This window comes from Streptomyces sp. NPDC056128, from assembly GCF_042263835.1.
Classification (GTDB): domain Bacteria; phylum Actinomycetota; class Actinomycetes; order Streptomycetales; family Streptomycetaceae; genus Streptomyces.
The window spans coordinates 572,102-590,336 of the sequence record NZ_JBHJVQ010000003.1; the positions used below are offsets into that span (position 1 = coordinate 572,102).

Annotated in this window: 20 protein-coding genes; 8 read left to right on the plus strand and 12 right to left on the minus strand. The window is 71.9% G+C overall.

Annotation, left to right across the window (positions count from 1 at the left end; genetic code table 11):
- Positions 1–122: 122 nt before the first annotated feature.
- Positions 123–1,142 carry an aldo/keto reductase gene (locus ACFC1X_RS10750; protein ID WP_376350935.1) on the minus strand — a complete coding sequence of 340 codons (1,020 nt, stop codon included), beginning with the start codon at positions 1,140–1,142 and terminating at the stop codon, positions 123–125.
- 174 nt (positions 1,143–1,316) lie between these two features.
- On the opposite strand from ACFC1X_RS10750, the gene ACFC1X_RS10755 reads away from it, so the two are divergent.
- Positions 1,317–1,928: a TetR/AcrR family transcriptional regulator gene (locus ACFC1X_RS10755; protein WP_376350937.1), complete on the plus strand. Its 612-nt coding sequence runs from the start codon at positions 1,317–1,319 to the stop codon at positions 1,926–1,928.
- 37 nt (positions 1,929–1,965) lie between these two features.
- On the opposite strand, the gene ACFC1X_RS10760 is transcribed toward ACFC1X_RS10755, so the two are convergent.
- The 4 genes from ACFC1X_RS10760 to ACFC1X_RS10775 all read right to left on the minus strand — a co-directional run bounded on the left by ACFC1X_RS10760 (position 1,966) and on the right by ACFC1X_RS10775 (position 4,055).
- Positions 1,966–2,544 (minus strand): dihydrofolate reductase family protein, encoded by a 579-nt coding sequence (locus ACFC1X_RS10760; RefSeq protein ID WP_376350939.1) that lies wholly within the window; start codon positions 2,542–2,544, stop codon positions 1,966–1,968.
- An 11-nt stretch (positions 2,545–2,555) separates the two neighbouring features.
- Positions 2,556–2,705 (minus strand): hypothetical protein, encoded by a 150-nt coding sequence (locus ACFC1X_RS10765; protein WP_376350941.1) that lies wholly within the window; start codon positions 2,703–2,705, stop codon positions 2,556–2,558.
- Between the two features lie 160 nt (positions 2,706–2,865).
- On the minus strand, positions 2,866–3,465 hold the full coding sequence (locus ACFC1X_RS10770; RefSeq protein WP_376350944.1) for a hypothetical protein: 600 nt from the start codon (positions 3,463–3,465) through the stop codon (positions 2,866–2,868).
- On the minus strand, positions 3,462–4,055 hold the full coding sequence (locus ACFC1X_RS10775; protein WP_376350947.1) for a DUF4291 domain-containing protein: 594 nt from the start codon (positions 4,053–4,055) through the stop codon (positions 3,462–3,464). Before ACFC1X_RS10775 ends, ACFC1X_RS10770 begins: the two co-directional genes overlap by 4 nt.
- A 197-nt stretch (positions 4,056–4,252) precedes the next feature.
- Between ACFC1X_RS10775 and msrA the strand changes: the two genes are divergently transcribed.
- The gene (gene msrA, locus ACFC1X_RS10780; protein ID WP_376350950.1) at positions 4,253–4,765 is read left to right on the plus strand and encodes a peptide-methionine (S)-S-oxide reductase MsrA; all 513 of its coding nucleotides are present in this window, start codon (positions 4,253–4,255) and stop codon (positions 4,763–4,765) included.
- 86 nt (positions 4,766–4,851) lie between these two features.
- Here msrA and ACFC1X_RS10785 read toward each other — a convergent pair whose 3' ends face one another.
- Positions 4,852–5,970, minus strand: a complete 1,119-nt coding sequence (locus tag ACFC1X_RS10785) for a hypothetical protein (protein ID WP_376350953.1) — start codon at positions 5,968–5,970, stop codon at positions 4,852–4,854.
- Positions 5,971–6,066: 96 nt separating this feature from the next.
- On the opposite strand from ACFC1X_RS10785, the gene ACFC1X_RS10790 reads away from it, so the two are divergent.
- Positions 6,067–7,221, plus strand: coding sequence for a cystathionine gamma-synthase (locus tag ACFC1X_RS10790; protein WP_376350956.1), 1,155 nt, complete (start codon positions 6,067–6,069; stop codon positions 7,219–7,221).
- Positions 7,222–7,237: 16 nt separating this feature from the next.
- Here the strand turns inward: ACFC1X_RS10790 and ACFC1X_RS10795 are convergent, their stop codons facing one another.
- The 3 genes from ACFC1X_RS10795 to ACFC1X_RS10805 form a co-directional block, all read right to left on the minus strand.
- Positions 7,238–7,495: a hypothetical protein gene (locus tag ACFC1X_RS10795; protein ID WP_376350958.1), complete on the minus strand. Its 258-nt coding sequence runs from the start codon at positions 7,493–7,495 to the stop codon at positions 7,238–7,240.
- A gap of 274 nt (positions 7,496–7,769) precedes the next feature.
- Entirely contained in the window at positions 7,770–8,276 is a 507-nt protein-coding gene (locus ACFC1X_RS10800; RefSeq protein ID WP_376350961.1) for a sigma factor-like helix-turn-helix DNA-binding protein, read from the minus strand.
- A 110-nt stretch (positions 8,277–8,386) separates the two neighbouring features.
- A complete protein-coding gene (locus ACFC1X_RS10805; RefSeq protein ID WP_376350964.1) occupies positions 8,387–8,893 on the minus strand; it encodes a MarR family winged helix-turn-helix transcriptional regulator in 507 nt (168 codons plus the stop codon).
- A 162-nt stretch (positions 8,894–9,055) separates the two neighbouring features.
- Between ACFC1X_RS10805 and ilvA the strand changes: the two genes are divergently transcribed.
- The 3 genes from ilvA (at position 9,056) to ACFC1X_RS10820 (ending at position 12,330) form a co-directional block, all read left to right on the plus strand.
- Positions 9,056–10,285, plus strand: coding sequence for a threonine ammonia-lyase (gene ilvA / locus ACFC1X_RS10810; RefSeq protein WP_376350966.1), 1,230 nt, complete (start codon positions 9,056–9,058; stop codon positions 10,283–10,285).
- A 171-nt stretch (positions 10,286–10,456) separates the two neighbouring features.
- Positions 10,457–11,476 carry an ATP-binding cassette domain-containing protein gene (locus ACFC1X_RS10815; RefSeq protein WP_376350968.1) on the plus strand — a complete coding sequence of 340 codons (1,020 nt, stop codon included), beginning with the start codon at positions 10,457–10,459 and terminating at the stop codon, positions 11,474–11,476.
- Positions 11,473–12,330 (plus strand): ABC transporter permease, encoded by an 858-nt coding sequence (locus ACFC1X_RS10820; protein WP_376350971.1) that lies wholly within the window; start codon positions 11,473–11,475, stop codon positions 12,328–12,330. The genes ACFC1X_RS10815 and ACFC1X_RS10820 overlap by 4 nt, the downstream gene beginning before the upstream one ends.
- An 85-nt stretch (positions 12,331–12,415) precedes the next feature.
- Here ACFC1X_RS10820 and greA read toward each other — a convergent pair whose 3' ends face one another.
- Positions 12,416–12,913 (minus strand): transcription elongation factor GreA, encoded by a 498-nt coding sequence (greA, locus tag ACFC1X_RS10825; RefSeq protein WP_125492249.1) that lies wholly within the window; start codon positions 12,911–12,913, stop codon positions 12,416–12,418.
- A gap of 180 nt (positions 12,914–13,093) precedes the next feature.
- Positions 13,094–13,492 (minus strand): DUF4307 domain-containing protein, encoded by a 399-nt coding sequence (locus ACFC1X_RS10830; RefSeq protein WP_376350976.1) that lies wholly within the window; start codon positions 13,490–13,492, stop codon positions 13,094–13,096.
- Between the two features lie 126 nt (positions 13,493–13,618).
- On the opposite strand from ACFC1X_RS10830, the gene mca reads away from it, so the two are divergent.
- Together mca and ACFC1X_RS10840 are read left to right on the plus strand one after the other, a co-directional pair.
- Positions 13,619–14,500, plus strand: a complete 882-nt coding sequence (mca, locus tag ACFC1X_RS10835) for a mycothiol conjugate amidase Mca (RefSeq protein ID WP_376350979.1) — start codon at positions 13,619–13,621, stop codon at positions 14,498–14,500.
- Positions 14,493–14,744, plus strand: a complete 252-nt coding sequence (locus ACFC1X_RS10840) for a hypothetical protein (RefSeq protein WP_376350982.1) — start codon at positions 14,493–14,495, stop codon at positions 14,742–14,744. Before mca ends, ACFC1X_RS10840 begins: the two co-directional genes overlap by 8 nt.
- A 25-nt stretch (positions 14,745–14,769) precedes the next feature.
- Here ACFC1X_RS10840 and ACFC1X_RS10845 read toward each other — a convergent pair whose 3' ends face one another.
- The gene (locus tag ACFC1X_RS10845) at positions 14,770–17,979 is read right to left on the minus strand and encodes a tetratricopeptide repeat protein (RefSeq protein WP_376350984.1); all 3,210 of its coding nucleotides are present in this window, start codon (positions 17,977–17,979) and stop codon (positions 14,770–14,772) included.
- Positions 17,980–18,235 lie beyond the last annotated feature (256 nt).

The following is an 18,235-nucleotide window of genomic DNA, read 5'->3' on the forward strand; positions in this document are numbered from 1 at the left end:
CCGCTCCGGCGCAACCCCCCCGGGGGCGGGGTCTCGGGTGGGAAAGCGCCCGGGGGGGGAGTCCCGGGGGCACGGGGCGGCCCGCGGCGGGGGGGGGCCCCGGGCGCCGGGGACCTGGCGGGTCAGCGGCGCCGCAGCGAGGGGTCGAGGAGTGCGGGCGTGGCGTCGAACTTCTCGTGCGCGGCCAGGTCGGTGCCGGGGGCGACGATGGCGTCGATCGCGTCGAGGACGTCGTCGGAAAGCACGGTGTCCGCGGCGGCGAGCTGCGCGTGCAGGTGGTCCAGGGTCCGGGGGCCGACGAGCGCCGCGGTGACGGCCGGATGCGCGGTCACGAAGCCGAGCGCGAGCTGGATCATGGTGAGTCCGGCCTCGTCGGCGACCGCGGCCAGCTTCTCGACGGCGTCGATCCGGGCCCGGTTGGCGGGCAGCGAGGTGTCGAACCGCTCCGGCAGGACCGACGAACGGTGCGTGGCGATCTCCCGCCCCGCCCGGACCGCCCCCGACAGCCACCCCGAGGCCAGCGGGCTCCACACCAGCACCCCGAGCCCGTACCGCTCGGTCACGGGCAGCACGTGGCTCTCGACCCCGCGCTGGAGGACGGAGTAACTGGGCTGCTCGGTGACGTACCGGCCCAGGTGGTGCTCGCGGGCGGCCCACTGCGCCTCGACGATGCGGTACGCGGGGAAGGTCGAGGAGCCGAAGTAGCGGATCTTCCCCGAGCGCTGGAGGTCGGTGAGGGCGGACAGCGTCTCCTCGTCGCTGGTGGCCGGGTCCCAGCGGTGTATCTGGTAGAGGTCGACGTGGTCGACGCCGAGCCGGCGCAGGCTGTTGTCCAGCTCGGTGACCAGCCAGCGGCGCGAGGCGCCCTTGTGGTTGGGTTCGTCGCTCATCGGCATGTACGCCTTCGTGGCCAGCACGATGTCCTCGCGGCGGCCGGCGATGGCCTTGCCGACCATCTCCTCCGACTCGCCGCCGCTGTACCAGTCGGCGGTGTCGATGAGGTTGATCCCGGCCTCCAGCGCGGCGTCGACGAGGGCGGTGGCGTCCTCCTGGGTGGTGCGGCCGATGCTGCCGAAGTTCATGGCGCCGAGCGCGAGCGAACTGACCTGCACGCCGGTGCGGCCCAAGGTGCGGTACTGCATGACGAATTCCTCCGGACGGGGAGATGGGGCATGCCTGGGTATCGGGGCATGACTTGGTAGCGGGTCCGCTGCTCTGGCATCATGGAGAGCCAAGTGGAACCCTGTCCCGTTTAACGATACGGAACGGTGTCCCGTTTAGCAACGCCGCTCGGCGTCGGCGGAGGGAATGGCACGGTGAAGGACGGCCAAGAGATCACGGGGGACGGCGGAGGCGGCGCGGGGTACGCGGCCCGCCCCAAGCGGGCGGACGCGCGGCGCAACGAGAAGACGCTGCTCGACGCGGCCGCCGCGGTGTTCGTCCGGGCGGGCGTGGAGGCCCCCGTCCGCGACATCGCGGCCGAGGCCGGCGTCGGAACGGCCACGATCTACCGCCACTTCCCGACCCGGGCCGACCTCATCATCGGCGTCTACCGGCACCAGGTGGAGGCGTGCGCCGAGGCGGGCCCCGCCCTGCTGGCGAGCGCCCCGACCCCGTACACCGCGCTCGCGCGCTGGATCGACCTCTTCGTCGACTTCCTGGTCACCAAGCACGGCCTGGCCGGGGTCCTCCAGTCCGACAACGCGGGCTTCGAGGCCCTGCACACGTACTTCCTCGACCGCCTGGTCCCGGTGTGCACCGACCTCCTGTCCGCCGCGTCCACCGCCGGAGAAATCCACTCCGACGTACGCGCCATCGCCCTCATGCGCGGCGTCGGCAACCTCTGCATCGGCGCGGAGAACGACCCGCGCTACGACGCGCGGCAGCTGGTGGGGCTGCTGATCGGGGGGTTGCGGGGGCGGGACTGAAGCGGGGGCTCAGCCGGTGTCCATGCAGGGGGCGATGCTATGCGTCTCGGGCGGGCCGGTAGGTGAGGAAGGCGAGGCCGTCCCCGACGGTCTGCGTGTCGACCAGGCGCATCGGCTTCTTGCCGCCGGCCTCGCCGAAGAGGCGCCGGCCTGCCCCGAGCACGAACGGGAAGATCATCAGCCGAAGCTCGTCGACGAGGTCGTGCTCCAGCAGTGTGTGCACGAGCCGGCCGCTGGCGTAGACGACGATGTCCCCGTCCACCTCTTGCCTCAGCTTCGAGACCTCGTTCACCACGTCGCCCTTCAGGGCCGTCGAGTTGTTCCAATCGAGATCTTCGAGGGTCGAGGACACGACGTATTTCGGCAGACTGTTCAGCCTGTCCGCCCACTCACCACTGCGGGATGGCCACCGCGCGGCGAAGAACTCGTAGCTCCGTCGCCCCAGCAGCAGGGCTTCGGCGCCAAGCGCCTCGTCGAAACCGACGCGGGACCACGCTTCGCGGTCATGGTCCCCGATCTGGCCGAACCAGCCGCCGAACCTGAAACCCTCCTCGCCGGTCGGGTCCTGGACGACTCCGTCGAGCGAGAGGTTCTCGCTGATGACGATCTTTCCCATCTCGGTTCTCCTCAGCTTGCTCGGCCGCCGGCAGCGGCGCCGGCAGCGGGACGCTCCTGCTCGAAGTCGATTCCGATCGAGGTGGGACGGCCATGGATGTGCAGGGCATCCTCCGCCAAGTCGAGCGCGGCCAAGCACCGACCGAACAGCACCTGCTTCACCGCAGGCTTGGCCTCCAGACCGTGATCAACACAGCACAGCGTGACCGGCCAAACAGCTCAAAGCCCCCATTACGCTGACAGCAGCATGTCCCACACCGTCAGGCAGAGTGGCTCTTGATCCCGTTGCCGCAGCAGTGGTTCGCACACCCGCCACGCTCCCTCACAGGCCGCCCGGATGGCCGGACAGCCAGTCGATGTGACGTTCGCGAAGGCGGTCGCGTTCGCCCGGTGTGGCGAGGACGACGTCCGCACCACCGTCGTACGGGTGGTGGACGCGGCGAAGCTCCGTGTCCGTCACGAAGACCTCGGCGAGCGCCTCGTCGGCGACGGCCCGCAGTAGCTCGTCAACGCAGCCGCGCCGCCATGGACGCCGGTCGGCGTAGAAGCGTGTGTGGGTGTGGAATTCGGGGTCGGGATCCGCTACGTCGGACTCGGTCCACCAGTGGAGGCCGCCGGGGTGGAGCTCCCGCCGCGGGGTGGGAAAGGCGGCGGCCGCGTCAGGTGTGTCGGACCAGGACCAGTCCGTGGTCACGACGTACACGTCGGAGCCGGTGAACAGCTCGTCGAGCACCGTGTTGTACCGGTGCAGCACGGTCGCGTACTCGTCCTCGGACTCCGGGTAGCGCTTCGAGTGAGGGAGGCTGTGGAAGCGCACCCAACGGTCCGCGTACGTGCTGCGGAAGGTGTGCGCGACGGGCGGTCCCGACGGATGCCGGGCCCGCCACAGCTCGGCGAGTGTGCCGGTGGGCGGCGGCGTCACGGTCGGGATCCGCCCAGCAGCTCGGCCGTGGCGGGGTACGGCCGCTCCTCGGGCAGCAGGCTTCGCGCCGTGTCGAGGTCGCCGTCGCGTACGTGGGCGTGGACCTCGTGGGCGAGTGACGTCACGTCGCGAATGGCGACCGTCCACTCGTCGGCGTAACGACGCGCGGCTTCGCCGGACAGGCCGAGCTGCAGGGAGCGGTAGGGCAGGGCCCGCAGACGCAGGTCGCGCTCGGGATCCCACTGGATGCGGGTGGGTGAACGCTTCAACCGGCGCTGCCAGTCGGCCCGGTCGGCGTGCACCCCGGGTACGTAACTCGACAGGCACGCGTTGCGCAGCGCCCACTCGAAGCCCTCGCGGCCGATCTCGACGGCCAGCACGGTCTCCTGTCCCGCCTTCGTGGCCCACCCGCAGCGGTACATCATCCACAGAAACGACGGCTTGATCCACGTCATCCTGTCCCGCTTCCAAGCACCCGGAAACCGTCCCTCTCGGGCGGCGGGCAGGCCGATCTCCGGCGGGTACGCCTGATAGACGGTGACGGTGGACGTCCCGTAGATCGCCCGTATCTCACGTTCCGGTGCTTGCATGCCGTACAGCGTGGGGCCGAACCTCATGATCGGCCAGCGATTTACGGGGCGGCCGGTCAGCCTGGGGGAGCGGGAGGCCGGGCCGGTGGGCCTGGAATCGCTGGGGGCCCTCAGGCGTTGCACGGGAAGGGCAAGGGTGGCCGGTGTGTGAGCCGGGTGGCCCGAGTGATCTAGATGACTGGTATTGGAGGGCCACCATGGCTGCGCAGACACAGAGGGCCGTGCTCGCGGGCGGATGCTTCTGGGGGATGGAGGAGCTGATCCGCCGGCTTCCCGGCGTCACCGCGACCCGGGTCGGTTACACCGGGGGAGACGTGCCGAACGCGACGTATCGCAACCACGGCACCCACGCGGAGGCCATCGAGATCCTCTACGACCCGGAGAAGACCGACTACCGCGCGCTGCTGGAGTTCTTCTTCCAGATCCACGACCCGAGCACCAAGAACCGCCAGGGCAACGACATCGGTCTCAGCTACCGCTCGGCGATCTACTACGTCGACGACGAGCAGAAGCGGATCGCCGAGGACACGATCGCGGACGTGGACGCCTCCGGCCTGTGGCCCGGCAAGGTCGGCACCGAGGTGGAGCCGGTCGGGCCCTTCTGGGAGGCCGAGCCCGAGCACCAGGACTATCTGCAGCGCTACCCCGACGGCTACACCTGCCACTTCCCGCGGCCGGGGTGGCGGCTGCCGGTGCGCGCCGACGGATGACCGAACCGACGGATGACCGATTGGCCGGTTGAGCGGTTGAGTGGCTGACAGCCCGGTCCCCTAGTCAGGGGCCGGGCTGTCAGCTGTTACTGGGGGAGGGTCGCCGGGCTGCCGCCGTTCGCCTCGTAGCCCGCCACCGCGAGTGCGCGGTAGACCGCGAACTCCGCCGCCGGGTCGCTGGACAGGGTCCAGGGCAGCGCGCCGACGTGGCCGTCGATCACTATCAGCTGGTTCATGGCCTCGGCCCAGCGTTCGCCGCGGACCAGGAAGAAGACCAGCAGATGGCGGACGTGCGCCTGCATCGGGTCGTCCGGGCGGGCCGAGTGCACCGCGTGCAGGGCGCCGTGGACGGCCTTGGTGACGACCTCGCTCTGGTAGAAGCCGCTGACCAGGTTGACCTCGGGCAGGTGCTCGAAGACCGCGAAGAGCGGCATCGCCGCGAGGAGGGAACCGCGCGGGGCGCGGGCCGCGGCCGCCTCCGCGAAGGAGTACGCCAGGTCGCGCGAGCCGTGCCACTTCTCGCACCAGTAGTGCAGGGCCGCCAGGTGCGCCCCCATGTGGTTCGGAGCGCGGTCCAGGATCTTCAGCCAGAGCTGTTCGAAGTCCTCGCGCGGATAGCCGAGGCCGCGGGCCACCGACAGCTCGACGATGTACGGGATCGGGTCGCCGGGGGCCAGCAGCGCCGCCTCCGAGCAGGCCGACCTCGCCTCCTCCATGATGATCCGGAAGTCGTCCGTGCCGGGCGTCGCCGTCCGCCAGGCCTGCTGCACCAGGAACTCGGCGTGCACCGCCGCCCCGCCCGCGTCCTTCGGCGCCTCGGCCCGCCACACCCGCAGCCACTGCCCGCCCGGTGTGTCCCCGACACCGCCGGGCCGCTGCCGCAGCTCCAGCGACGCGGCACCCGCGAAGGCCTGCACCCGCTGCCAGCGCCGCTCGCTCTCCGCCTCCGTGCCCGCGAGGAGCTGCTGCGCCCCCCGGTAGTCCTGCGTGCGCTGCACCAGGTCCATGACTTCCAGCAGGTCCTGGTCGGGGCCGGGCATGCGGATGTCCAGCTCCTCCTCCAGTGCGAAGCCGTAATTCGCGGGGTCCGCGGCGTCCGGGTGGCCGGGGGACACCAGACCGACCGCGCCTCGCCGGCGCCGCAGAACGGGGAGCAGCACCACGCACAGCATGGCCAGTGCCATCAGGACCCAGAGAATCTCCATGTCTCAAGCGAACCAGACGCCGCCGACAATTGGCCAACCTGTCCCCCGCCCTGTGGAAAACGCGCGAAGCCCGTCGCGCCGCTACCCTCGGTGCCCATGAGCGACAGGCACATCAGTCAGCACTTCGAGACGCTCGCGATTCACGCGGGCAACACCGCCGATCCCCTGACGGGCGCGGTCGTCCCGCCGATCTATCAGGTCTCGACCTACAAGCAGGACGGCGTCGGCGGACTGCGCGGCGGCTACGAGTACAGCCGCAGCGCCAACCCGACCCGTACGGCCCTGGAGGAGAACCTCGCGGCCCTGGAGGGCGGCCGCCGCGGTCTCGCGTTCGCGTCCGGACTGGCGGCCGAGGACTGCCTGTTGCGCGCGCTGCTGCGGCCCGGCGACCACGTGGTGATCCCGAACGACGCGTACGGCGGTACGTTCCGGCTCTTCGCCAAGGTCGCCACCCGGTGGGGCGTGGAATGGTCCGTGGCCGACACCAGCGACCCCGCCGCCGTGCGGGCCGCGATCACCCCGAAGACCAAGGCCGTGTGGGTGGAGACGCCCTCCAACCCGCTGCTCGGGATCACCGACATCGCGGCCGTCGCCCAGGTCGCCCGCGACGCCGGCGCCCGGCTCGTCGTCGACAACACCTTCGCCACGCCGTATCTCCAGCAGCCGCTGGCGCTCGGCGCGGACGTCGTCGTGCACTCGCTGACCAAGTACATGGGCGGCCACTCGGACGTCGTCGGCGGCGCGCTGATCGTGGACGACCAGGAACTGGGCGAGGAGCTGGCGTTCCACCAGAACGCGATGGGCGCGGTCGCCGGGCCCTTCGACTCCTGGCTGGTGCTGCGCGGCACCAAGACGCTCGCCGTGCGCATGGACCGGCACAGCGAGAACGCGGTCAAGGTCGCCGACATGCTCTCCCGGCACGCGCGCGTGACGAGCGTCCTGTACCCGGGCCTCCCGGAGCACCCGGGACACGAGATCGCCGCCAAGCAGATGAAGGCGTACGGCGGCATGGTGTCGTTCCGCGTCGAGGGCGGCGAGAAGGCGGCCGTCGAGGTCTGCAACCGCGCGAAGGTGTTCACGCTCGGCGAGTCCCTGGGCGGCGTCGAGTCGCTGATCGAGCACCCCGGACGGATGACGCACGCCTCCGCCGCGGGCTCGGCCCTGGAGGTGCCCGCCGACCTGGTGCGGCTGTCGGTCGGCATCGAGAACGTCGACGACCTGCTGGCGGACCTCCAGCAGGCCCTGGGCTAGCCGCTGGCCCCGGGGCTCACCAGCCCTCCCAGCCCGTCACGGGTGGGGTCGTCTCCGACGGCGGCTCCACCCAGGGCTGCACGGTCAGCGCCCACACGGTGAACGCCACGACCGCGGCGCACAGCAGCAGCCACATCGCGCGGCGGGCGGCGGCCCGGCGCCGCAGCATGCGGCCGCCTCGGCGCACGGCGTCCGCGTACAGCTCCGGCGGCACGCGCGGCGGCGACTGCTCCATGATCCGCCGGGCGGCGACCTCGCGCCGCGCGCGGTTCACCGCCGCCTCCCGACCCACCACACGCGCGTACCGGCGGCGGTCCTGCCGGACGCGTGGGACTCCCCGGGCCCGCTGGATGCCCCCGGCCCGCCGGACGGGCCGGAAGCGCCCGGTCTGCCAGATGCGCCGGGCCCGCGGGACGAGGAGGATGCACCCGCCCCGCCCCACCCGCCGGCCCAGTCGGCTGCACCCGACCCGCCGGACCAGCCCGCCCCGCCGAACCCGCAGGCCCAGCCCGCCCCGCCGAACCCGCAGGCCGTTCCCGCCCCGCCCCTCACGGCGTCACCGCCTTCGCCTTCGCCCCCACCCGGCGGGCCGGTGTGGCGGGCGGACGCAGCAGGGTGGCCGTCGCCCGGTCGCAGATCGTGCGTACGCGCTCCACGGGCAGGCCGAGCAGCGCGGCCGCCTGTTCCTCGGCGACGCCCTCGTACAGCCTGAGGACCAGGATCAGCCGTTCCTGAGGGGTGAGCGCGCCCAGCGGGCCCACGGGGCGCCGCCGGGGCCGGACCAGGCCGCCGTGCCGGTGCCAGGCACCGCGGGCGAAGCGGGCCGCCAGATACTGCCGGGCCCGGTCGTACGGGTCCTCGCCGTGCAGCCGTTCCCAGGAGGCGTACGTGTGGGCGAGGGACAGCGACAGCAGCCGCCGCGCGCGCGGGTTGGCGTCCGGCGCCTCCGCCGTGAGCAGAGTGGCGGCATGCAGCAGCCGCCCCGCCGCACCCGCGACGAACGCCTCGAACTCCCGGGCCCGGCGGGCACCGTGGGACGCATGCCGTTCTCGCACCGCGCCTCCCGCCCAGACGGCGACGACCCCTGAGGTCTCATATCAGGCCAGGGGTGCCCCGTCGGTCAAGAGTTCGGTCCGAACCGCGCGGTAAAGCCGTGGAAGGCGCCTCAGGAGTCCGACGGCGAGTCCGGGCCCGCCACGCCCGGAGGGGCCATACGGGCGGACAGGGCGCCGTTGAAGCGCGCGAGGAGCGCGCAGAACGCCTCGCGCTCCTCCGGCGCCCAGTCGTGGGTCAGCTCGGCCATCAGCTGACGCCGGGAGGAGCGGACCTCCTCCAGCCGCGACTCGCCGCGCGGGGACAGCTGGAGCACCACCGCGCGTCCGTCCTCCGGGTGCGACGTCCTCTTGACCAGTCCCGTGTCCACGAGCGGAGCCACCTGACGGGTGACCGTGGAGGAGTCGATCCCCATGCTCGCGGCCAGCGCCTTCACGCCCATCGGGCCCTCTTTGTCGAGGCGGTTGAGCAGCAGGTAGGCGGCGCGGTCCATGGAGTTGCGGACCTGCCCGACCCCGCCGAGCCGGGTCTGTTCGGCACGACGGGCGAAGAGCGCGACCTCGTGCTGGAGCGTCTCGAGAAGACCGGGGTCACCGGCGGTCGTCATGTCCATCGACATTTCAGGTGTTGTGGGCATGGCCGGGGGCTCACTTCGTGGAGGGCTGCTAATTGGGGGACAGGGTACGCGGCCGGGGGGCAGGGCGTACCGGCGCTGCGCAAAGCGGGTCTCGGAGGTTGGTCACAACGGCCCCGGGCCCCCGTGAACTGCGATGCTGGAGGCATGAGCTACAGCACGGCCGCCCTCGTCGGACCCGTCACCCTCGACGACGTGCGCGGAGCGCAGAAGATGCTCTCGGGCGTGGCGCGGGTGACGGCGATGGAGGGCAGCAGGCACCTGTCCCAGCTGGTCGGCTCGCCGGTGCACCTCAAGTGCGAGAACCTCCAGCGGACGGGTTCGTTCAAGCTGCGCGGCGCCTACGTCCGGATCGCCGGGCTGCTCCCCGAGCAGCGGGCCGCCGGGGTGGTCGCGGCGAGCGCCGGCAACCACGCGCAGGGCGTGGCCCTGGCGTCGTCGCTGCTCGGCGTGCGTTCGACGGTGTTCATGCCGAAAGGCGCCCCGCTGCCGAAGATCAGCGCGACCCGGGACTACGGCGCCGAGGTGCGGCTGCACGGCCAGGTGGTCGACGAGACGCTGGCCGCGGCGCAGGAGTACGCGGAGCGGACCGGCGCGGTGTTCATCCACCCCTTCGACCACCCCGACGTCATCGCGGGCCAGGGGACGGTCGGGCTGGAGATCCTGGAGCAGTGCCCCGAGGTGCGGACCGTCGTGGTCGGGATCGGCGGGGGAGGGCTGGTGGCCGGGATCGCCGTCGCGGTGAAGGCGCTGCGGCCTGACGTGCGGATCGTGGGCGTGCAGGCGGAGGGCGCGGCCGCATATCCGCCCTCGCTGGCTGCCGGGCGCCCGGTGGCGGTCGAGCATCCGGTGACGATGGCCGACGGCATCAAGGTGGGGCGGCCCGGCGACGTGCCGTTCGGCATCGTCGGCGAGCTGGTGGACGAGGTCCGCACGGTCTCGGAGGACGAGCTGTCCACGGCTCTGCTGCTCTGCCTGGAACGGGCCAAGCTCGTCGTGGAGCCGGCCGGGGCCAGTCCGGTGGCGGCGCTGCTCAGCGATCCCGGGTCGTTCGAGGGCCCCGTCGTGGCGGTGCTGTCCGGGGGCAACGTGGACCCCGTGCTGATGCAGGGCGTGCTGCGGCACGGCATGGCCGCGCAGGGCCGCTACCTGGCGGTCCGGCTGCGGCTGACGGACCGTCCCGGCGCCCTGGCCACGCTTCTCGGGGTGTTGTCAGTGGTCGACGCTAACGTCCTCGATGTGAGCCACGTACGGACCGATCCACGGCTCGGGCTCACGGAGGCGGAGGTCGAGCTGCACCTGGAGACGAAGGGCCCGGAGCACTGCGCCGAGGTCGGCAGGGCGCTGCGGGAGGCCGGCTACCCCGTCATCGGCTGAGGCGGATCCGGGGATCCGGAAGGGTCGGCCACCACTTGTCACTCGTTCGTGTAAGTAGATTGTGAGACGCGATACATCGCGTTATGGTGTGTATCGTAATTCACTCGCTGAGCGCGGCGAAATCCATAAACCTAGGCTTTCCGAAGCATCCCCGACGACGTGGAGACTCATATGCCAGGCGCCATCTATGCCGAAGGCCTGGTCAAGACTTTCGGTGACGTAAGGGCTCTGGACGGCGTCGACCTGGACGTTCCCGAGGGCACGGTCCTGGGCCTGCTCGGGCCGAACGGCGCGGGCAAGACCACCGCTGTCCGCTGCCTCACGACGCTGTTGCGCCCCGACAGCGGCAGGGCGGTCGTCGCGGGCATCGACGTGCTCAAGCAGCCCAACGACGTCCGGCGTTCCATCGGCCTCTCCGGCCAGTTCGCCGCGGTCGACGAGTACCTGACCGGCCGGGAGAACCTCCAGATGGTCGGCCAGCTCTACCAGATGCGGTCCAAGGCCGCGAAGGCCAGGGCCGTCGAGCTGCTGGAGCAGTTCCACCTCACGGACGCCGCCGACCGTCCCACCAAGACCTACTCCGGAGGCATGCGCCGCCGACTCGACCTGGCGGCGGCCCTGGTGGTCTCCCCGCCCGTCATGTTCATGGACGAGCCGACCACCGGCCTCGACCCGCGCAACCGCCAGGAGCTGTGGGAGGTCATCAAGCAGCTGGTCTCCGGCGGTACGACCCTGCTGCTGACCACGCAGTATCTGGAGGAGGCCGACCACCTCGCGCACGACATCGCGGTCGTCGACCACGGCCGCGTCATCGCCCGCGGCACCTCCGACCAGCTCAAGGCCCGCACCGGCGGAGAGCGCGTCGAGGTCGTCGTCCACGAGCGCGACCACATAGGGACGGCCGCCGAGGTGCTCGCCGGATTCGGCAAGGGCTCGACCACCGTCGAGGAGCACACCCGCAAGCTCACCGTCCCCGTCACCGGCGGCGCGAAGCTGCTCGCCGAGGTCATCCGCGAACTCGACGTCCGCGGCATTGAGATCGACGACATCGGCCTGCGCCGCCCCACCCTGGACGACGTCTTCCTCTCCCTCACCGGCCATGTGGCCGAGGTCGAGGCCGAGGCCGAGGGCGACGACCAGGACCCGACGGCCGACGCCGGTCACAAGGACAAGAAGGAGGCCGCCAAGTGAGCGCCGCCACCGAAGCCACGCCGGCCGGGGCAAGCACCAACCCCGTCGGGGCGTCCATCAGGGACTCCCTGGTCATCGCCCGGAGAAACCTGATCCGGATGACCCGGATCCCGGAGATGATCCTGTTCGGGATCATCCAGCCGGTGATGTTCGTGGTCCTCTTCACGTACGTCTTCGGCGGCTCCCTGCAGATCGGGAACACCACCGACGCGGGCGTCTACAAGGACTTCCTGATGGCCGGCATCTTCGCGCAGACCGTCACCTTCGCCACGGCGGGATCGGCCGCGGGCATCGCCGACGACATGCAGAAGGGACTGGTCGACCGCTTCCGCTCCCTGCCGATGGCCCGCGGCGCGGTGCTCACCGGCCGGACCGTCGCCGACCTGGTGCAGACGGCGATCACCCTGCTCGTCCTCGCGATCGTCGCGCTGATCGTGGGCTGGCGCACCGGCTCCGCCGAGCCGACCGACGCCGGGCAGGTCCTCGCGGGCTTCGGCCTGCTCCTGCTCCTGGGTTACGCCTTCACCTGGATCGGAGCGCTGATCGGGCTCTCCGTACGCACCCCGGAGGCGGCGACCTCGGGAGGGATCATCTGGCTGTTCCCGGTGACGTTCGTGTCGAACGCCTTCGTGGACTCCAGCCAGATGACCCCCTGGCTCCGGCACATCGCCGAGTGGAACCCGTTCAGCGCCACCGTGCAGGCCTGCCGCGAGCTGTTCGGCAACCCCGGCGTCGTGCAGTCGGACGCCTGGCCCATGCAGCATCCAGTCTGGGCGTCGGTGATGTGGTCCGTCCTGATCATCGCGGTCTTCCGGACCCTGGCGGTGCGCAAGTACCGCTCGGCCGCCTCATGACGAGGAGCCCCCGGCGTCACCAGGACACCGGGGGCTCTTCCACGACAGACGGCCGGGCACACCGGCCGGGGCTGGGCCGGACGGATCAGCCGTCGTACGGCTCGGCCTTGAGGATCTTCACGGAGGCCGGCTTGCCGTTGGGCAGCTCGTACTGCGCGTCCTCGCCGACCTTGTGGCCGATGACGCCCGAGCCCAGCGGGGACTGCGGCGAGTAGGTCTCGATGTCCGAGCTCGCGTACTCGCGCGAAGCGAGCAGGAAGGTCAGCGTGTCGTCCTCGTCGCCGTCGAACGCGATCGTGACGACCATGCCGGGGGCCACCGCGCCGTTCGCGGCCGGGGCCTCGCCCACCTTGGCGCTTTCGAGCAGCTGGGTCAGCTGGCGCACGCGGAGCTCCTGCTTGCCCTGCTCCTCCTTCGCCGCGTGGTACCCGCCGTTCTCACGGAGGTCGCCCTCCTCACGGGCCGCGGCGATCTTGGCAGAGATCTCGGTGCGCGCAGGACCAGTAAGGTATTCAAGCTCCTCCTTGAGCTTGTTGTACGCCTCCTGGGTCAGCCAGGTGACGTTCTCGCTGGTCTGGGTCACGGGTGCTCCTCGTTGGTACTGGGAATACAAATCAACGCCCTACCCAGAAGGATGTTCCTTCACGGAAGGGCGAAACCACGAGCCTAACAATTCAGTGGCCAAAGGGGGAGGACATAAGCCGCCAGAATCCTGTCATCGCAGGTGGGAGCCCATGGATTCGCGCTGACGTTCGCCGTCAGGTCACTCCGGGTGGCAGCCGAGCAGCTCGGCCGTCGTGCCCGCCGCCTTCGTCCGCAGCGTGACGACCTTGTCGATGCGCGTGCCGTCCCCGTCGAAGCGGAAATCGGCGCGGCCCACCTCGTCGCCGTCCTCCGCCTGGGAGCGCACCGTGCAGTAGCCGGTGACCCCCGCGTCCTTGCGGACCTCCAGGTGCACCTGCACCGAGTCCTCGGCGAGCTCGAAGCCGATCAGCTCGCCACTGATCTTGTTCTGACCGACGTAGTGGTAGCCGAACCAGCCGATCACGGCGAGCAGGACGGCACCGAGCACGGCGCCGACGACCTTGAGCGTGCGGTCGGCCCGTTCGTCCGAGGAACGGCCGTAGCGGCCCTCGGGCCTTCGCGTCGTGGCCGTGCTCATGATCGTCCTCTCGGCAGGAGCCGGTCTTCCCGGGCCCCGGAATTATTCGGCTCCCGATTCGGTCACTATAGAAGCCGCCGATTGCGCCTCCGCACACAGGGCGCCGACTGACCCGAGGATTGAGTCTTGACTGACCAGCTGCGACTGATGGCCGTCCACGCCCACCCCGACGACGAGTCGAGCAAGGGCGCGGCCACCATGGCGAAGTACGTGTCCGAGGGGGTGGACGTGCTGGTGGTGACCTGCACGGGCGGGGAACGCGGCTCCATCCTCAACCCCAAGCTCCAGGGCGACCCGTACATCGAGGAGAACATCCACGAGGTGCGCAAGAAGGAGATGGACGAGGCCCGGGAGATCCTGGGCGTCAAGCAGGAGTGGCTCGGCTTCGTCGACTCCGGCCTGCCCGAGGGCGACCCGCTGCCGCCGCTGCCGGACGGCTGCTTCGCCCTGGAGGACGTCGACAAGGCGGCCGGTGAGCTGGTGCGGAAGATCCGCTCCTTCCGGCCGCAGGTGATCACCACCTACGACGAGAACGGCGGGTACCCGCACCCCGACCACATCATGACCCACAAGATCACGATGGTGGCGTTCGAGGGCGCGGCCGACACCGAGAAGTACCCGGAGGCCGAGTACGGCACGGCGTACCAGCCGGTGAAGGTGTACTACAACCAGGGCTTCAACCGCCCCCGCACCGAGGCGCTGCACCACGCGCTGCTGGACCGCGGTCTTGAGTCGCCCTACGGGGACTGGCTCAAGCGGTGGTCGGAGTTCGAGCGCAAGGAGCGCACGCTCACCACGCACGTGCCCTGCGCGGACTTCTTCGAGATCCGTGACAAGGCGCTGATCGCCCACGCCACGCAGATCGACCCCGACGGGGGCTGGTTCCGGGTGCCGATGGAGGTCCAGAGGGAGGTCTGGCCCACGGAGGAGTACGAGCTGGCGAAGTCCCTCGTCGATACTTCCCTCCCCGAGGACGACCTCTTCGCGGGCGTCCGGGACAATGCCTGACATGAGTGCAAGCGCAAGCCTGGCAATGACGCACCTCGTCACCCTCGCCGAACTCGACGAGGACAAGGTCACCCCCGGTGTCCTCGGGTTCATCGTCTTCGCGGTGATGGCCCTGGCGGTGTGGGCCCTGATGCGGTCCATGACCCGGCACATGGGCAAGGTCGACTTCAAGGAGACCCCGGACCCGAAGGCGGAAGCCTCCGGGCCGGCCGCGGGTGACCCGGCGAAGCCGCAGCGCGGCTGACGCCGGCCGGGGAGGGCGGCCGCGGTCACGAGCGGGCCGTCACCGCCACCCCCATCACCTCCCGGGCCTGGCGGTTCGGGACCATGCCCAGGCGCCAGGCCTGCCAGCCGGACTCCAGCTGGACGCCGCGTTCCAGGAGCAGCTGGTACGCGTCGACGTACTCGTCGAGCTTCGTGTCCCGCGCCGGGTGCCCGGCCCGGGACAGCTGGGCCAGCTCCTCCTGCGCCACCGCCGTGCCGACCTCCACCCCGCCCGGGGCCGCGTACGGCAGCAGCGTGCAGCGCAGGAAGCGGGCCCAGTCCTCGCCCCGCCGGTCGCCGTACGCGGCGAACAGGGCGGCCGCCTCGTCGCACAGCCCCAGCGCCTGCGGCGTACGGGCGTTGCCCGCGTCCACCACCGCCAGCTCCAGGCAGGTCCACGCCTCGCCGTGACCCACGCCGATGCGCTGGAAGTCGGCGCGCGCGTCCACCAGGAGCTGCCGGGCGAAACCGGAGTTGCGCAGCGAGCCGGTCTGCGCGGCGCGCTGGTCGCGGGTGACCCGCGCCGAGTGGTGCCGGGCGCAGGCCAGGCCGTACACGTCCCGCATCCGGGAGAACATGGTGCGGGAGCGTTCCAGTTCGCGCACCGACTGGTCGAGGTCGCCCGTCTCCTCCAGCGCCTGGCCCACGTAGTAGACCGTCCACGCCTCGCCGCGGGCGTCCTCGTTGTCCCGGTGCCGGGCCGCCGCCCGCCGCAGCTCGTCCACCGCCTCGGAGCCCTCCCCGTCCACCAGCCGGGCCCGCGCCAGCTGGGTCAGCGCCCAGGCCTCGCCGCGGGCGTCCTGGGTCCGGCCGTACAGCTCCAGGGCCGCCCGCAGGTCCGACTCCGCGCGCGGCACGTCGCCCATGCGCAGGTGCAGCTGCCCGAGCTGGAAGTGGGCCCACGCCTGGCCGTGCAGCGACTCGCCCGCCCGGTGCAGCACCAGTGACTCGGTGAGCAGGTCCAGGGCCTCCGCCAGCCGGGCCCGGTCGCGCTGCACCGCCGCCAGCGCGTGCAGCGTCCACGCCCGGTCCGTGTCCAGCTCGGGCGAGGCCTGGAGATCGAGCGCCTCCCGCAGCTTCGCCGCCGCGTCGGTCAGGTTGCCCTGGTGGTGCAGCGTGATGCCCAGCGAGCACAGGGCACGGGCCGCGCCCGCGTCGTGATGCGCCTCCCGGTACAGGTCGACCACGGAGGTCAGCGTGGTGCGCGCCTTGTCCAGCTCGCCCAGCTGCCGGGCCGCGATGCCGGTGCGCCACTGCACCGAGCGCACCAGCAGCCCCTGGTCCACGGACTGCGCCAGCTCGCTGATCTCACCGAGCCGGTAGAGGTCGCCGCGCAGCAGGCAGTAGTCGCACAGCGCGCCCAGCAGGTTCAGCACCGCGCCCTGGTCGACGCCCTCCGCGTGTCTGAGCGCGGCCGTGATGAAGCTCGACTCGTCGTCCAGCCAGCGCAGCGCCTCGTCCAGGGACGTGAAGCCGTACTGCCCGAACTGGTTGGAGCGGGTCGACATGTTGCCGTCGACCAGGCGCAGCACCGAGTCGGCCAGCTCGCCGTAGTTGGCGATCAGCCGCTCCTGTGCCGCCGTACGCTCGCCCGGCTCCTCCTCGTCGGCGAGCCGGGCGCGGGCGAAGGCGCGGACGACGTCGTGCAGCCGGTAGCGGCTGCCGCGGACGTGGTCCAGCAGGCCCGCCCGGGACAGCGCCGTCAGCTGCTTGGTCGCCTCGGTCTCGTCCGTGGCCAGCAGCGCGGCGGCGGCCGCCGCGCCCATCGAGGTGCGGCCCGCGAGCGCCAGCCGGCGCAGCAGCCGCCGGGCGGGCTCCGGCTGGTCGGTGTAGCGCAGCCACAGCGCGCGCTCGACCGGCTCCACCGGCCCGTACGCGCCCAGGTCGGCCGCCAGGGCGCGCGGCGAGCGCGGGCCGAGCGACGACCCGGCGACCCGCAGCGCCAGCGGCAGCCCGCCGCACAGTTCCCGGATCCGGTCGCTGGAGTCGGCGTCGTACGGCCCCGAGGCGTCCTGTGCGGCGGCGCCCAGCAGTTCCTCGGCGCCCGCCGCGTCCAGCGCCTCGACCGGCAGCGCGTACACGTGCGCGGGCAGGTCGGGCGGCAGTGCCAGCGGCTCCCGCGAGGTGACCAGCACCAGGCTGTCGGACCGCTCCGGCACCAGGGTGCGTACCTGCTCGGGGTCGGCGGCGTCGTCCAGGACCACGGTGACCGGTACGCCCGTCAGATGCTGGTGGTACAGCTCGCTCAGCCGCTTGACCTGCTGGTCCGCGGAGGAACGCTCGCGGAAGAGCAGCTGTTCGCGCGGCGCCCCGAGCCGGTTGAGCAGATGCAGCAGGGCGTCCCGGGTGTTCAGCGGCGCCTCGCCCCCCGCCGCGGTGCCGTCGCCGCGCAGGTCGACCAGGCAGGCCCCGCGGAAGTAGTCGCGCAGTTCGTGGACGGCGCGCACCGCGAGCGTCGTACGGCCGCTGCCGGGCGCCCCGTGCAGCACCACCACCGTCGGTTTCGTCTCGGTGCTCGCGCGGGCCGCCTGCACCCACTGCCGCAGCTGGGCCATCTCCTGCCGGCGGCCGGCGAACGCCTCGTCCGGCTCGGGCAGTTGCCCGAACGACTGCTCCAGCGCGCTGCGCCCCCGGGCCGCCGCGCTCTTGTCGGCGCCCCGCAGTTTCGGCCCGGTCTTGGCCGGAGCGGTGGACGCGGCGAGCATCCGCTGCTGGTCCAGGAAGGGCCGGATGCCGCGTACCTCCAGCGCGGTGAGCCACTGCAGCCGCAACTGCTCGGGCCCGCCGGGCTGGCTGACGGCCCCGGCACGGTGGTGGGCGGCCGGCAGGTGGGACCCGACCACCTTCAGCACGGTCGCCGCGGCGCCGACGACGCCGACGGCCACGCCCGCGCCCACCGCGGTGCCGGTGCCGGTGCCGAGCGCCACGTCGGCCACCATCGCGGCGACCGCCGCGACGGCGGCGACCAGCAGGGGAGTGCCGGCGCCCTCACGGGCGTACCGCTGCCGGAACGTGAGCTGCCCGGCCGCCGCCTCGTCGAGGGCGTGGGTGTAGGCGTCGTACTCCTCGGCGGACGTGCCCGCCATCGCGTCCAGTGCCGCGCGGGCCCGGGACAGCAGCACGTGCCCGTCCGTGCGTCCGCCCGAGCGCCGTACCTCCTCCTCCACGGCCCGCCTCAGCAGCCCCTCGGCCTCTGCACGATGACTGTCCCGCATGTCGCGCCCCCTCCGGCGGCATCCGCGTCCTCCCGGGTGCCCCGGTGACCCCAGGAGCCCCAGGGACCCTCCCGGCCCCATCCCCGGGTCCTTCCCCGGTTGTGCGTGGGTCAAGTGTGCTGCGTCGAGGAGACCCTGGGGAGAGGCCCGTACGAGGTGCGGCGGCACGGCGCGGCGGCGGGCGCGCCCGGCATCGGCCTCCGGGCGCGCCCTGGTGGCGCTGGATCGTGCGGGATCGTGCGGGTGTGGTCCGGCG

Bases quoted from the DNA above. Each gene is read 5' to 3' on its own strand.
- ACFC1X_RS10775 (WP_376350947.1), bottom strand. From the start codon at position 4,055: ATGCAAGCACCGGAACGTGAGATACGGGCGATCTACGGGACGTCCACC.
- ilvA (WP_376350966.1), top strand. From the start codon at position 9,056: ATGAGCTACAGCACGGCCGCCCTCGTCGGACCCGTCACCCTCGACGAC.
- ACFC1X_RS10760 (WP_376350939.1), bottom strand. From the start codon at position 2,544: ATGGGAAAGATCGTCATCAGCGAGAACCTCTCGCTCGACGGAGTCGTC.
- ACFC1X_RS10840 (WP_376350982.1), top strand. From the start codon at position 14,493: ATGCCTGACATGAGTGCAAGCGCAAGCCTGGCAATGACGCACCTCGTC.
- msrA (WP_376350950.1), top strand. From the start codon at position 4,253: ATGGCTGCGCAGACACAGAGGGCCGTGCTCGCGGGCGGATGCTTCTGG.
- ACFC1X_RS10750 (WP_376350935.1), bottom strand. From the start codon at position 1,142: ATGCAGTACCGCACCTTGGGCCGCACCGGCGTGCAGGTCAGTTCGCTC.
- ACFC1X_RS10790 (WP_376350956.1), top strand. From the start codon at position 6,067: ATGAGCGACAGGCACATCAGTCAGCACTTCGAGACGCTCGCGATTCAC.
- ACFC1X_RS10845 (WP_376350984.1), bottom strand. From the start codon at position 17,979: ATGCGGGACAGTCATCGTGCAGAGGCCGAGGGGCTGCTGAGGCGGGCC.
- ACFC1X_RS10815 (WP_376350968.1), top strand. From the start codon at position 10,457: ATGCCAGGCGCCATCTATGCCGAAGGCCTGGTCAAGACTTTCGGTGAC.
- ACFC1X_RS10785 (WP_376350953.1), bottom strand. From the start codon at position 5,970: ATGGAGATTCTCTGGGTCCTGATGGCACTGGCCATGCTGTGCGTGGTG.
- ACFC1X_RS10830 (WP_376350976.1), bottom strand. From the start codon at position 13,492: ATGAGCACGGCCACGACGCGAAGGCCCGAGGGCCGCTACGGCCGTTCC.
- ACFC1X_RS10805 (WP_376350964.1), bottom strand. From the start codon at position 8,893: ATGTCGATGGACATGACGACCGCCGGTGACCCCGGTCTTCTCGAGACG.